This is a genomic window from Flavobacterium sp. GQ95 (assembly GCF_059758655.1).
In genome coordinates, this window is record NZ_JCAXEB010000004.1 from 394,163 (window position 1) to 408,330 (window position 14,168).

Genomic DNA, 14,168 nt, shown 5'->3' on the forward strand with positions numbered 1-14,168 from the left:
ACATTGGATTCCCATCATTTTTTCCACTTAAGACACTCCAATTTTCAGGAATTATTGTAATTATTTCGTGAGAATTATTTCCCGTTTTTTTTACGAAATATGCTATTAAATATTTCCATTACTGTATTTTTTTATTGTCCTCTTTTAGATCTTGTTTGATATACTTATTTTCCATATATACCAGCTATTTGAAATTTTTATAGGTTCTCATCGGGACTAGTATATTGGTGAACCGATTTGGAGCACTCATGTTTTTCGGTTTATCTGTATATCCTACAGGATATTTACACTAAATTAAAGTTTTCAAAAAAATTTAAAACTTGTGGATTTTTTGTGGAACTTGTGGATATTTTTTTTAGAGTTCCACAAAAAAGAAATAGTTCCACTAATTTCTATATCAGAATTAATTGCAACTAATTAATTTAAAGTAGCATATATATAAATCTTTTCTGTTTTATGCTTTTGTAACGTAACACTGTTTAATTTTTGAAAATTATGATTATTATTTTAATTCTGGCAAAAACAAGTCAAATGAGTTTGATCAAAATGTCGTAACGTTTATATACCATTTCAATTTTTTAATTAGCAGCTAACTCTAGCAAAAATGACACGCATTGTTTTATAATTTCATATTTCCTTATTTAAAAATGGAAAGTGTGAAATTTTATAGACACAGGTGTGCTTTTTTCTAAAAAAATAGAATACTAGACCAGTTCCTAAATATTTTTGAAAAAACGGGCCAGCTTAATTAAAAAGCCAAAATTTTATACCTTTTTAACTTACCCATTTTTTGAATAGTGTCGTTGCTTTACACATCGCAGTCATACGAGTAACATACTGTTCAGAAGCAAAAGAACCACTTAATATCTTTTGACATGATATTTATTGGAATAATTTAAACTTCCATAACTTCCATTTATGTATTCGATATGAACAAGAAACTTTAAGAACGCCTAAACCATAGGTAACACTTCTTTTGAAATTAATACTGCTTGCCTCGGGAAAATATTTGGTAGGACAAGTCACCTCACCAATTCTAAAATTAGCATATGTTATCTGTCCTAAAAGTTCATTGTCAAAAACAAAATCATTAGAATTAGTCTGAAAAGAAATTTTTTCTAAAACTTCTCTACTATAAGCCCGATATCCTGAATGGTATTCACTCAACTTTTGATTCATCAAGATATTTTGAAATAAAGTAAGAAAACGATTCGCGATATATTTATACAATGGCATTCCACCAGCCAGAGCCCCTTTTCCTAAAATTCGAGAGCCCATCATTACATCAAATAGTCCATTAGCAATTGGAAAAACCATCGCTTCAATTAATAACGGAGTGTATTGATAATCAGGATGAAGCATTACAATAATATCTGACCTTTGCTCTAAAGCAATGGTATAGCAGGTTTTTTGGTTACCACCATAACCTTTATTAGTATCATGTTTAATGACAATTTCTATACCTATCTTTTTGGCAATTGCAGCCGTATCATCAGACGAAAAGTCATCTACTAAAATTATCTGATCAACTATAGCGTGTGGTATCTCTCTATAAGTTCGCTCCAATGTTTGCGAGGCATTATAAGCAGGCATTACAATTATAATTTTTTTACCATTAATCATAGTTATTTATTTTAGATGCAAATATTCTAATGAAACACCACAACTTCTATAGGCAATATTCAGTTCTTCTTTTGCCAAAGCGTCATTCGGACTTAAAGCTACTCTTTGCTCTAAATTATAAATATCTTCAGCTGCTTTTTTACCATTTTTAGCTTCTTCTAATGCCGGATTTATACTTAAAGCTCTCCCGAAAGCATCAGCAGCTAATCTAAATTGTCCAGTCATATAATATGACCCTCCAAGATTTTGAAAAATAGTCGCTCCATTAGGATTCATTTTAGATGCGATCTCTAAAGATTCAACGGCTTTTTTAAATTGTTTTTTAGATCCGAAGAGAATTCCATCTTGCAAAAAGATATATGAATTTTGTTTTAAGAAATTATTTGGCCCATTAAAAAGATCAGCAGCTTTTGACCAATCCTTACCAGCATTTCTTTTATCATTTAAATAATAATAACATACACCTCTATTGAGATAAGCCACAAAATTATTTTTGTCAATACTAATTGTTTTATCAAAATAACTGATAGCAATTTTTAATTGATTTTCAAATTCTCTTATTTCCGAATCAGTATGATTTTTCTTTTCTGAATATTTTTTAAAAATGGTAGTATAAATATTTGCCCCAGCGTTACAGTTTGCAAGCGCACTGTTTGGCACTGTTTTTACATCAACTAAAAATAAAGTTGCATCTGATTTCCAGTCTTTATTTCTGTCAATTGTTTTGAATGAAAATAGAATTAAAATAGATAAAAGTAATACCGTACTGACAATTTGTTTTCCAATATTAGAAATTTTAATTTTTTGATAAATCCAATCTCCATAAAACACCAGTAGTAAACACAATCCAAATGAAGAATGATATACTAATCGTTCTCCCATTGTTGCTCCAATATTAAATAACAAGTTGTTAACTAAAAAGAAAAAGCCTATAAAAATAGTTATTGGAAAGGCAATTTTTAATCTCTTTTTCAAGGCATATAGAAAACCTAGTCCCATTGAGATGTAAATTAGTAATGAGATAATAAATTTCCAATTTCCAAATTTAATATAGACAAAATGTGAATACGAATAATCAGACGATAAGATTTTTGGAAAAAACAAAACACGTAAATATTCTAAAACGATTGCTACCTTTGAGGCTAATTTTTCAATCGGTGATGCGTATAAATAAGGATCATTTAATACGTCTTTTATTTCATTTACAGTGTTGGCATTGCTAAAATAACTGAAACGAATATACATGAAAAGAACTGCTATTGAAACAAAACAAAAAAGTCCAGCATTTACAATCTCCTTCTTTTCTTTTTTAGCAATGGTATACCAACCAATAACAATTATAATTGGTAAAATCATAGCATATTCTTTGGATAAAAGTGCTAAAATAAAACTAATAACCAATATCAATAAATTACGTTGTGTTTTATTTTGTATGTAATTAAAGCTGAAATGTAATGTTAGAATAATGAATAAAAAGGATAGAATTTCATCTCTACTTTTAATATTAGCAATAACTTCGGTATGAACAGGATGTGTAACAAAAAGTAAAACAGTAACTAACGCCAATATCGAATCTTCACTAAAAATGTGTTTTCTTAAGAAGTACAACAAAACAATCATTGAAAATATAAAATAAAGCAATTGCAGAAAATGTCGGATAGGAGCAATCGACAACGTACTCTTATCCATTTTATTTTTTATATCTTGAAGTATATTTATTTCGGTTTTAATCATTATTTCAGAACCACCAAAGCTTTCCAAATCGGATAGTTTTTTTTGATGTTCACGATATTCTAATCCATAAGTCTCTCCAAAAAAAGATTGTTCTAAAGCAAAGGAAATAATTGATAATGGTCGATAACGTCCGCCACTTAATGGTGATTCCGAATTAACCATATCTAAATAACCTTGAAAAGCATCGGTAGTGAGAATTTTTCCAATACCTTTTATTCCTGCTTGTACATTTAAATTTTGATGAATGATTATTCCGTCATCTAAAGCATATTCATTACTTAACGTATTAACATTAATTACAAAACACAAAACAACAACTAATGCAATTTGTATTTTTATTGGTTTTAAGTATTCGAACATAATTATTTTTTTGCAGGTCTCTGAGCCTTTTGAAAGTTTTTATGATAATTTTTTATTTCTTACTTGTTTATTGCAGCTAGTGCACTTTATAGTGCTTAGACCACTTTGCAGTGTCGCTAATTTGTGTATCGTATGTGGAGCTCATGCTCACAGTTTAATAAAATTAGAGCAAAACAGGCTAAAACTGATTTACGATACGTTTTGATTTGTATTTTACAATCCGTAACATAATGGTTTTTCATTTAAAAAACAGAAAAGCTTTCTCAGCTTTTCTTCCCAGAAGCAATTTAAAATAAAAAAATGCCTGTTTTCCTTATCTTCTAATAAAAACAAATTCTACTGTTAAGTAAATAAACTTCATTGCTGGTTTATAAACTGCACATATCATAGTGTATCAAAAATAATAACTTAGTAATGATTAATAAAAAATGGTCATACGTATATATACACGTGTAGAAAAATAATTTCTCAATTTTCCGTAATTCAACAATTTAACAATCTATTTTTAACTAAAAACGAGTATTTAAAAAGATTAAATAAGGCTGATTTCTTCCTTGTTGGTATTTCTTCTATTGTGAACTCTAGTGTAATAGTATCTTTAAGTAAGTTAACTTATGGGTATAGTGAAGCGCAACCGAAACAAGCAAGAAAAGTATCAGTAACAAGCAAAAAACCGCGGGTCTAACTTCTAATTACACAATTTAAAATAATATGCTAGATTATTTTAAAACTATAACAGAGTTTATAAAATCAAATTTTACTCCTGGCAATCCAGAAGGTGCCAATGTAAAATTCACTACAGCTGATTTTCTTTGCTTTCTCTTTAAGACCTTTCCAGAAAACTATATTTCCAATTACGAGCTGAACGAAATTTTAACTTCGGAAGGTTTTAAGCGGCTTCCTTTTGCAGTAGAACATTATTCTGAAGTAAAAAAGAATAAAAAGAAATTTTATCAAATCACTAAAAGCCTTGAAATTGGGTGGTGTTTAGTATCTGGACTTGATCTTAAAACAGAAGAAATGGAAAAAACCTAAGACATTCAAACATTTGTGTAATAAAAAAACTTAAAGAATCATTTACTCAGTTGAACATATGAAACAATAAAAACCAATAACATTCATTTATTAAAATTACTCGCGTGTATAGTTGCGTAATCTGTTTCTGCAGGTCTTAATTGTTTCTTATGTAATTTTATATTTTTTTTTAAGATTAGTATTGGGAGGATCTTCGTTTACTCCGGGAAAGGATGCTCAGCAATGGGCATCTTCTTTTTTTAAAGAATTCTAATTGTATTAAACTACTATACATTATAAGGAACTACCTTATGAAAACATTAGAATTTATTTATCCGGAAATAGAAATTCAATTTCTTATTGGAAATAACAATAGTGTAAAAATTATTGCTAGTGGAATGGCTAAAATTTTTATAAAAATGTAGACGATTTTTTAATTTTAAAAACAACAAATGATTTTATTGATGCGTATCTTGAAAGTGAAAAAGCAGACATAAATACCGAGAATTCTCGATATTTAAATAAAGAAGATATTTTATTTTCAAAACCGAACCAGGACATCTGTATGAGTGGTTTACTTGCTTTGAAATTTGCAGGGTGGCTCGATCCAAAATTTGAACTAAGAATCTATAAAATGTTAGAGAACTTAACACTCTCTCATTACGATGCTCCTCTAATATCATTAAACTCACAACAGAAAGAGTGAATTTATTTTGATGAATTATATAAAAGGCTATTTCCAGTAAAAACGAGTTGGCTTCACAAGAATAGAAAAGTTATAGACGTTTGGAAAAATTTAAAAGTGATAGTAGAAATATCAAACATTTATTAAAATAACACGTGTGTATAGATGTGTAGTGCTTTTAGCAAATTGCACTTATTTATTTAAGTAAATTTGAAATAGTTTTTTAAGAATAGTAGGATATATTTCAAAACTCCGGAAAAGATGTTCAGCAATGAGCATCTTTCTTAATTATAAACAATTCTACTATAATTTGAGTATTTCAACAATTAATATAAAATTAAAAACTATGGAAAATAGAATTAAAGTTTTTGCTGTTGTCATGGTGGTATTGATAAGTACTTTTATTATTCTATTGATCGCACGGATCTTATTTATTGCCTGGTAAAAGATGCACTATTAAATAGATTTATTAGAATTTATAATCCGGATATTATAAAAGAACACTCATATGTTTAAACGCGAGGATTTGCCCTTCGCCTTAATCATTTCTCCACAATGCAGATCGTCAATAAATGGATTAAAGACAAAGAACTTTCACAGGCTCAGGCATACCAGGATATCCGTAATTCAGAAAAACTTTTCGGGAGCGTCTAAAATCAGATACTGAAGGTTCCCGCGCCATTTGGCTGGAATATATCCGGGATTTTCTTATGATTTGCAAACAAAAGCGCGATCGGAACAACCACGCCAAAACGCTGCTTTTACTAGCTAAATATGGAGGACTGGCACACGCGGAGAATCCGGAATTTAATTCCGAGAAATTCGAGAACATGGAAATTCATGTGAATGTCAATAAAGAAGTCGAAAAACGATTACTCGAGATGCTTGCCACTGGCTCTGCGGATTTTAATAATTTAAATGTAACGAATATTGATTTTGAAGAATTAAAAAGCCCTGAATTCGATGATCAGTAAGAAAAATGTCGAGCTTACCATCCCCCACAGGCCGCCTGTGTATTAACTCCCCAAAAGCACAAGTATCTGGAGATTGAAAGGGGTGGCCGTAAAACTACCATTTTTGGCTATCAGATGCGAGAGCTTGTGCGCCAGATGCCACGCGCTTCCTTTGCCCTTACCGGCTATACCTATTCCCAGATTCTAGCCCGTACCCTTCTCTCGGCCATTGAGGGCCTAACTATGTTTAATTGCTTGTCCCTTATAAATAACTCCCCCAGACATTATTCCTGATCTTGGCATAAATTCATTTTTGTGTATTCCACGACCATTTAAATTACTAGGAATTTACAATAGCATCTCACTAATGCATCTCCTTCCATTATACTACCACCAAAAATAAGAATCAAATTATTATTAAATTTAAAGGCGAATTCATCATCAATCCAGAGAAAGGGGCACATTTTTGATAGTATTGCAGTTACTACAAAATAACCGTATAAACAAAATTATAATTAAACTTCTCATGTTAATTTTATTAATAGAATAGATAATTAGAATTATAACTTCCCGAATAGCTATATGGTTTTGATGAAAAACCTCTATCAGAAAAATATTCAGTTGTAACAACATTTCTATGAATCCAATTTTGGATGCTATGAAACCTTTTCTCACTATTATGCCCATAAAAACTTGACTGACCCTTATAAATGACTCCTCCAAACATTGATCCAGATGATTCTCCTAAACTACTGGTTCCAGAATTGTATCCAAGTCCAATACTTGCGCCAAAAGCAACATCACCAACTTTACCATCAACATTTAAATCACTATTGAACTGAGTTCCTATTGATGGAACAAAATAACTCACTCTACTCTTACTGCAAACAATCATTATTACCAATTCGGCTTATAATGCTCAATTCCTTCAACTTTTAATTTGGTCCAAAATGACCTACCATTATAATCTTCTGTTTTTGAAAAAATTAATTTCCCTGTTGGTTGTTCATAAAAAATTAGATTACCATTTATACTAACCTCTCCAAAATAATCAACAATTATCCCCCCATTTATGTTTTTAAACATACTTTTTTTTATTTTTTTATCTTCGATATAATAATACCCCGGGATCCCAATATTCTTATTATTAATCATTTCCAAATTGGGTACTCCATTCTTATAGATAAATAAAACTTGACCTCCTGAAAAAAATCTTATAAACCTGTAGCTTTCTTTTTTAATTTTAATATCATCCCATTTGTTATAAGTAGAATAAAGTAAAATCACCAGCCAATATAGTAATTGCTGCTACACCTTGTGCTGTTTTTCCACCAAATGAATTATATGAATATCCTAATCCATAATTAGCATGTCCGTCATTATATGCCAGAGAACCACCATAATTATAAAATCCACTGCTCCCAGATGATTCCCCTAAACTACTGGTTCCTGAATTGTATCCAAATCCAATACTTGCACCAAAAGCAACATCACCAACTTTACCATCAACATTTAAACTGGCTCCAGCATTAAATCCACTAGTTCCGTATCCAATCATTGGAGAAATACCTATATTAAAATTACCAGATTGATAAATTGAAATACTCGGCATAAACTTATTTAGCTGCCCTACTCTAGCGCCTATAAATGCTCCTCCGACAATTGTCGCACCACTAGTAAAACCGCTCAGTGCACCCATGCCTGTTGATAATGTAATTCCTCTAAAATTCATTTTACTCTTATTTTGAATCAAATCTACACCTACATTTATCGCAGCATATTAATGGAGCAAACAAAATAAATTCTCCGCTTGGATCTGTATATTTAAATGGGTTATTAAGCACATAACCATAACAATTATAGTTTTGGGTATTAAAGGGTTTCTGTACAAAATTATCAGGTTGTAAAAAACGATGCAGTGGGATCATATAAACGACCACTCATGTTGGTAAGTTCTATGTCCGGTGCATCCCAAAGCTAAGAGCAATAAGCTATCAAAATTATTCCTCATCTATCGAAACATCTTGAATTTTAAAATAAAAAAACTAAAAGACAATAATAAACTTTCTAAATCGTTGTTAATTTCCTTGTTTTCTTCTACTTCAATAACAATTGCAACATGTTGTTTGGACAAGAAGTTTCTTCAACAACTTCTCCTAATCCTCTTTCCTCGATTGTACCTACGCTAATTTGACGAAACTCTAAATCAGATTTCTCCATGAGATTATTTAAATAGATTTCTATTAAAACTGTTTTCATACTTCCTTGAAAATATTCTGTAAATCTGATTTCAACAATTCTATATAGGTAGCTAATTTTTTACTACCTCTGCAAGCAAATCTAGCTTTTGCGAAATAGAGTCTCCTATAAAACCATAACGCTTTGATTCTATTTTGCTAAAGAAATTCTCATCGTTAACAATTACTGGAATACCAATGGATTTTTTATTTTTTCTGTAGGATTCAATATCTCTTAGATGTTCCAATAAATAAGATATTGGATCTACATAAATTGAAATATAATTAAAGTTAAATCTGTACCATAATTTAAATATTGCAATTTTTTTATAGTTTCAACGAGCTCATTTTTCCCTTAATTATACCATATGAATAACACTCCTTTTGTTAATGCTACATCTTTTATTTCTTGACTATCTTTCGAATTTGCTGATCCACTTGAAAATTGATTTGTTTGTTATTTTTAAATCAAGATATTTCACATCCCATTTATTAATTTTTTGCCTGATGGTTTTCCAATAACAGACATAACATCAATATCTTCTTGCCGATTTAGATATTTTTTTATTTATATCATCTAATTCTTTTCTTCCAATTTTTTTGTAGGCGTACCAACTCTTATAAATCCATCTCCATATTTAAACTCTGTTTTTGTATCAATTGGATTCTTACAATCTTTCTTAGATAAATATGGTCGATTATTGTTTTTGGAAAGTTAAAAAAAACAAAAAGTTTTAATTTTTATAATAAAATAATTGTACTCAAAATTTATTTGTGGTTCAATGTTCTCATTAATAAACTGTCGATATTTGGCTTCATCAGTGGGATTTATCAATTCCAAAAGTTTCTTTTGATTTCTCTTCCTTTTCTTTTATACCAATTACTATGAATTTATCATCTTCAGATAAGTGATTAACAAAAGCATAAAAATCCTTAAGGACTTCATTCTTTTTGGTGTCCTTTCCTAACGGATATTCAATTTTTTAAAGTCTACTCTGTGACTTTCATTTTCATATTCAATAATTTCGATTATTTTTTGTACCATGTAGTTCTTTAAAATATAAGACAACGTCCTGTGGCTTTGCGGCAGCTGCGGAAATTGGAATTGAATTCGCTCGGCCTGACTGAAAAGTGCGTTCCCGCAACCACGAATATAGCAGTTGCGCAAAACTTCTGTTAGCTAATAGTACTACTTCGGTTCATTATCAGTAAACTCTTTATTCTAATAATACCTTAATTGTACAGATTATAGCAACTATCAAGGCTTTTAAAAGCATTGTAAACAATGTTCAGCCTATGGTAGAAAAGGAAGAAGCAGGAACCGGAGGGTCTAAAGGCAATTGTGATACAACTGAATCTCGGTTGCTGTAATATTCCAATGCCTGGGGAGAAAGCAAGATCAAATTGTTTTGATACGGCTTGTCCTGGTTGCTATACTACTATTTAAGTTTCTATTTTCAGGTTGCTGAAAATTATTCGATAAACTACTATAAGATAAGTTCTAGTTGGATTTTATTTTCAAAATAGCTGTATTCGCAATTTTGTTTTAATAGCATTTTCACCATATTTTTTGAATATTCAATTTAACAAAACCATAAACCCCCAAACATATATCTATGATTTAAATAAAAGAATTAAAAAGATGCACCAACTCCAATATTAAATAAATTATCGCTGAAGGAGTATGAACCATAATCCCAAACATCTTTAGTTTTATATTTTAGAAGTGTATAATTTATATCTAAAAATATATTTGAATGTAAAAAATACTTAATACCTGGAATAACGGTAAATCCAGTAGACTTTACAGCATACTTCTTGGATGGTGAGACAAGATAAAGCTCACTTATTGTTAATTCATACTCATCAAAATAATACCCAAATGCTGCATAAGTTTTGAATTTATTATTTAAAAAGGAATAAGAAGAACTAATATTTGGATTAAAACCCCAACGAGTGGAAAAGTTTTTGCTATATTCAGATTCAGGGCTAAACATGTAAACCTGAATACCGATGCCTAAACCAATGGCTCTCCATTGTTTTAATTGATAATTTAATGATGCATTGAAAGGATTTTTGTAAGCTATCTCATCTGAAGTAAGTGCATAACTTACACCGAACTGAAATTTGTTAATTTTAATATTTGAACTGTTATTTTGAGCATTTACGAAATAGCAAGATAAAGCAACAAATAATATTGTTATTTTCTTTTTCATTTTAATGTATTTTGAGTTTAAGTTATATAATTGTTTTTTTAGCGCTTCCAAGCAGCATTTTTTACTTTTGAGTTATGTCATTTGTTGTTTCTCCAAGAAAATAGGAGGCATCCTAAAACAGAAACTTTTGTAGTAATATTATAATCGCAAGGTATACAAGTAAAGAACTTATAATTATTCCGATAACTTTGAGATACTTATTAATCAAAGTTCCTTCTTGTCTAAATAATTTCTAGTATAGGAATTAGATCCGGAAAAGACTGTTTGGGAAAAGCTTTTGAAAATTCATTATTGCCTTTCGGAATAAGGAAAGGTTTTCCTTTTTCTTTTGCCCGCTTCAATTGTTGATTATTCATAAACAATTTTGAACGACCTGTCCAAATCGATACTTCAAGCGCAAAATTTGAATCAGGCAAGTCTGGTAATTTAAAATGATGTTTAGTTATCTTATTTTTTGCGGAATCTCTAACAGTTGCATTGACATTATTTTTTTATATTGCTTACATAATAGGTAATTCATAACCGCAAACATGACAATATTTAGTATTTCTATTAATTGTTTCACAATTATTACATTCAATTTGTTTCATTTTTTTTATAGTTTAGATTTTATTCGTTGTTTAAACGAGTAATCTTATAATTCTCTTTTAATACTTTTTTTTCAATAAATTAGAAATGGAAAATGTTTATCACTAACCTTTAAAAATACTACCCTTATTTTCTACTGGTACATTTCTGGTTTTACCATATTTTTAGTAACACACGTTCTATTTTTCACACTCCCGCACTAATACTTTTGTCGCGTACCGTGCTTAAACATCTAGCACCTAAAAACAGTTAGTGCTATTTTTCTTTCGCTTTCGTTTTCTTATATATCTTTCCTTTTTAAGTCAATTTAACCAACCTCTGCATACCACACGATATCGGGTGCTGTTCTTTTATCATTCGCTAGCAAACTCTTTTAATTCGTTTAGTTCGTTTAGGATCAGTAATTCCCATTCTGTCTGCTTTTTTTGAGATTGTCCAAAATCTGATTCTCTGGTATATAAAACTCTACGGTTAGCAAAATCAGTCATTAATTTTTGATTTAATGCTTCAACAAATTGGGTTCCAGAAATAATTTTCTTTCTGTTCTCTTTTAATGTTTTTCTAAATTGCCGGGTATAGATTTCGCAAATATCAAAAAGTGTTTGTTCGTAACGAAGAGAATTTGAAACATTTGATGTTGTATCAATCCAGGAAGCAGATTTAATGAAATAGTTACGAACTTTTTTATTAAAATTTTTCGTCATACAATCAAATCCATTAACTTTATAGTCTACCCCAAATTGAGCAAAGGAAAAATTCACTTCTCCATTCTTTGTCTTAATTTCAAAATCATCAGTTGTTAGTTTCTTTGTCGACCTCCAAAAAATAAGATTATCATCATTGATGGTTTGTCCGAAAAGACTGTTAAATGATTGAAAGAATAAGAATTCCTATTCTGATAATGAAACTTGCTTTACTTAATATTGTTATTTTTTTCTTTATTAAACTTGATTATTATTGGTAATGCTTTCAACTAAAATCAGCTCTTTAAACATTTTTTAGTTAATTTAAGCTATTAGAGTTATTTAACTGGATGGTATCAGTTACTATTCAAAATCAGGGTAATAAACCGGATATTTGCGCATTCTCATTAGCTTTAGCTAATCCTGATGGGTTAATAGTAATGGGTACTTTTGACGGAACATCAATACCTTTTTAATGTATTTCCGTTTCTTAAGGATTAGTCATTCTCAATCCATATCTAAACATTTTACTGCATCTGTTTTTACAAAGTATAATATTTGGGGCTCAAATAAATGGGAATTTGAATGGAATCTCTTTTCAAGTTTGCCAATTTTTATTGGGTAAGGCGGTATCACTTTCCAATCTGTAATAGTATCTCTATTCTTAATAAATCCTCTATAGTTTGCATTACACAGTTTTAAAGCCATCCCAGGCATCCTAAAATAAACCGGTAGAGAAGCATAAATAGAATCATTTTTGATAGTAAACCTTCCCATAATATTTACATTCTGATTCCTGTAAAAATCATTAATCCTTTTATAGGAATCGCAATCAAAAGGAGTAGTCCCTTTTGCAACTCCATAACTCAAATAAATTTTTTGATTTATTTTAAATATTACCTCATGATTTGAAGTATATTCTTCGGATGCTTTAACACCATTAAAAACAGTGGTATCCAATGTGTTATAGAATCCATTAAACCTAATTTTTGTACTGTCAATTGGTTTACTAAGAAAAGAGAAAGGGGGCACATTTTTGATAGTATTGCAGTTACTACAAAATAACAGTATAAACAAAATTATAATTAAACTTCTCATGTTAATTTTATTAATAGAATAGATAATTAGAATTATAACTTCCCGAATAGCTATATGGTTTTGATGAAAAACCTCTATCAGGAAAATATTCAGTTGTAACAACATTTCTATGAATCCAATTTTGGATGCTATGAAGCCTTTTCTCACTATTATGCCCATAAAAACTTGACTGACCCTTATAAATGACTCCTCCAAACATTGATCCTGCTCGTAATTGAGGCATGATTTCTTGTGCATGCAACCCTTTGGTCATTTTAGGATTTCCATAAGGACTAGCAATTGCCTTTTTAGAATCTGCATCACCGGTCATCATACTCCCACCAAAAGCGAGAGTTAGATGATTATTAACTTTATAAGTAGCGAATAAGCCTCCGGTCCTGTATCGATCTCTGGTATCACCTAAATAATCTTCATCGACTCTTAAAGTAAAATCACCTGCCAATATAGTAATTGCTGCTACACCTTGTGCTGTTTTTCCACCAAATGAATTATATGAATATCCTAATCCATAATTAGCATGTCCGTCATTATATGCCAGAGAACCACCATAATTATAAAATCCACTGCTCCCAGATGATTCCCCTAAACTACTGGTTCCAGAATTGTATCCAAATCCAATACTTGCACCAAAAGCAACATCACCAACTTTACCATCAACATTTAAACTGGCTCCAGCATTAAATCCACTAGTTCCGTACCCAATCATTGGAGAAATACCTATATTAAAATTACCAGATTGATAAATTGAAATACTCGGCATAAACTTATTTAACTGCCCTACTCCAGCACCTATAAATGCTCCGCCGACACTTGTCGCACCACTAGTAAAACCGCTTAGTGCACCCATACCTGCTGATAATGAAATTTCTCCAAAATTCATTTTACCGTTATTTTGAATCAAATCTACACCTACATTTACCGCAGCATATATTAATGGAACAAACCAAACAAACTCTCCGCTAGGATCAGTATAAACC

The 14,168-nt window shown here is 30.3% G+C and carries 16 protein-coding genes; 3 read left to right on the forward strand and 13 right to left on the reverse strand.

Going from position 1 to position 14,168, the window contains the following annotated elements:
- Positions 1-882: 882 nt before the first annotated feature.
- Positions 883-1,623: a glycosyltransferase family 2 protein gene (locus AC6CH4_RS11160; RefSeq protein WP_498102937.1), complete on the reverse strand. Its 741-nt coding sequence runs from the start codon at positions 1,621-1,623 to the stop codon at positions 883-885.
- A 6-nt stretch (positions 1,624-1,629) separates the two neighbouring features.
- A complete protein-coding gene (locus tag AC6CH4_RS11165; protein ID WP_498102939.1) occupies positions 1,630-3,717 on the reverse strand; it encodes a glycosyltransferase family 39 protein in 2,088 nt (695 codons plus the stop codon).
- Positions 3,718-4,428: 711 nt separating this feature from the next.
- On the opposite strand from AC6CH4_RS11165, the gene AC6CH4_RS11170 reads away from it, so the two are divergent.
- Together AC6CH4_RS11170 and AC6CH4_RS11175 are read left to right on the forward strand one after the other, a co-directional pair.
- The gene (locus AC6CH4_RS11170) at positions 4,429-4,752 is read left to right on the forward strand and encodes a hypothetical protein (RefSeq protein ID WP_498102941.1); all 324 of its coding nucleotides are present in this window, start codon (positions 4,429-4,431) and stop codon (positions 4,750-4,752) included.
- 1,374 nt (positions 4,753-6,126) lie between these two features.
- Complete coding sequence (locus tag AC6CH4_RS11175; protein WP_498102943.1) at positions 6,127-6,390, forward strand: hypothetical protein; 264 nt, start codon at positions 6,127-6,129, stop codon at positions 6,388-6,390.
- 517 nt (positions 6,391-6,907) lie between these two features.
- On the opposite strand, the gene AC6CH4_RS11180 is transcribed toward AC6CH4_RS11175, so the two are convergent.
- From AC6CH4_RS11180 to AC6CH4_RS11220, 9 genes are all read right to left on the reverse strand, one after another.
- The gene (locus AC6CH4_RS11180; RefSeq protein WP_498102945.1) at positions 6,908-7,264 is read right to left on the reverse strand and encodes a hypothetical protein; all 357 of its coding nucleotides are present in this window, start codon (positions 7,262-7,264) and stop codon (positions 6,908-6,910) included.
- Positions 7,265-7,266: 2 nt separating this feature from the next.
- Positions 7,267-7,656 carry a hypothetical protein gene (locus AC6CH4_RS11185; RefSeq protein WP_498102947.1) on the reverse strand — a complete coding sequence of 130 codons (390 nt, stop codon included), beginning with the start codon at positions 7,654-7,656 and terminating at the stop codon, positions 7,267-7,269.
- Positions 7,631-8,101: a hypothetical protein gene (locus AC6CH4_RS11190; RefSeq protein ID WP_498102949.1), complete on the reverse strand. Its 471-nt coding sequence runs from the start codon at positions 8,099-8,101 to the stop codon at positions 7,631-7,633. The genes AC6CH4_RS11185 and AC6CH4_RS11190 overlap by 26 nt, the downstream gene beginning before the upstream one ends.
- Positions 8,102-8,108: 7 nt before the next feature.
- Positions 8,109-8,297, reverse strand: coding sequence for an RHS repeat-associated core domain-containing protein (locus AC6CH4_RS11195; protein ID WP_498102951.1), 189 nt, complete (start codon positions 8,295-8,297; stop codon positions 8,109-8,111).
- A gap of 169 nt (positions 8,298-8,466) precedes the next feature.
- Positions 8,467-8,589, reverse strand: coding sequence for a hypothetical protein (locus tag AC6CH4_RS11200; RefSeq protein ID WP_498102953.1), 123 nt, complete (start codon positions 8,587-8,589; stop codon positions 8,467-8,469).
- Positions 8,590-8,680: 91 nt separating this feature from the next.
- Positions 8,681-8,854 (reverse strand): hypothetical protein, encoded by a 174-nt coding sequence (locus tag AC6CH4_RS11205; RefSeq protein ID WP_498102955.1) that lies wholly within the window; start codon positions 8,852-8,854, stop codon positions 8,681-8,683.
- Between the two features lie 1,386 nt (positions 8,855-10,240).
- Positions 10,241-10,822 (reverse strand): outer membrane beta-barrel protein, encoded by a 582-nt coding sequence (locus tag AC6CH4_RS11210; protein ID WP_498102957.1) that lies wholly within the window; start codon positions 10,820-10,822, stop codon positions 10,241-10,243.
- A 221-nt stretch (positions 10,823-11,043) separates the two neighbouring features.
- On the reverse strand, positions 11,044-11,238 hold the full coding sequence (locus tag AC6CH4_RS11215) for a hypothetical protein (protein WP_498102959.1): 195 nt from the start codon (positions 11,236-11,238) through the stop codon (positions 11,044-11,046).
- Positions 11,239-11,763: 525 nt separating this feature from the next.
- Positions 11,764-12,114 carry a hypothetical protein gene (locus tag AC6CH4_RS11220; RefSeq protein WP_498102961.1) on the reverse strand — a complete coding sequence of 117 codons (351 nt, stop codon included), beginning with the start codon at positions 12,112-12,114 and terminating at the stop codon, positions 11,764-11,766.
- 329 nt (positions 12,115-12,443) lie between these two features.
- On the opposite strand from AC6CH4_RS11220, the gene AC6CH4_RS11225 reads away from it, so the two are divergent.
- The gene (locus tag AC6CH4_RS11225) at positions 12,444-12,569 is read left to right on the forward strand and encodes a hypothetical protein (protein ID WP_498102963.1); all 126 of its coding nucleotides are present in this window, start codon (positions 12,444-12,446) and stop codon (positions 12,567-12,569) included.
- 31 nt (positions 12,570-12,600) lie between these two features.
- On the opposite strand, the gene AC6CH4_RS11230 is transcribed toward AC6CH4_RS11225, so the two are convergent.
- Entirely contained in the window at positions 12,601-13,191 is a 591-nt protein-coding gene (locus AC6CH4_RS11230) for a hypothetical protein (protein ID WP_498102965.1), read from the reverse strand.
- Between the two features lie 10 nt (positions 13,192-13,201).
- On the reverse strand, positions 13,202-14,168 hold a 967-nt coding region (locus AC6CH4_RS11235; protein ID WP_498102967.1), incomplete at its 5' end, for a polymorphic toxin type 23 domain-containing protein.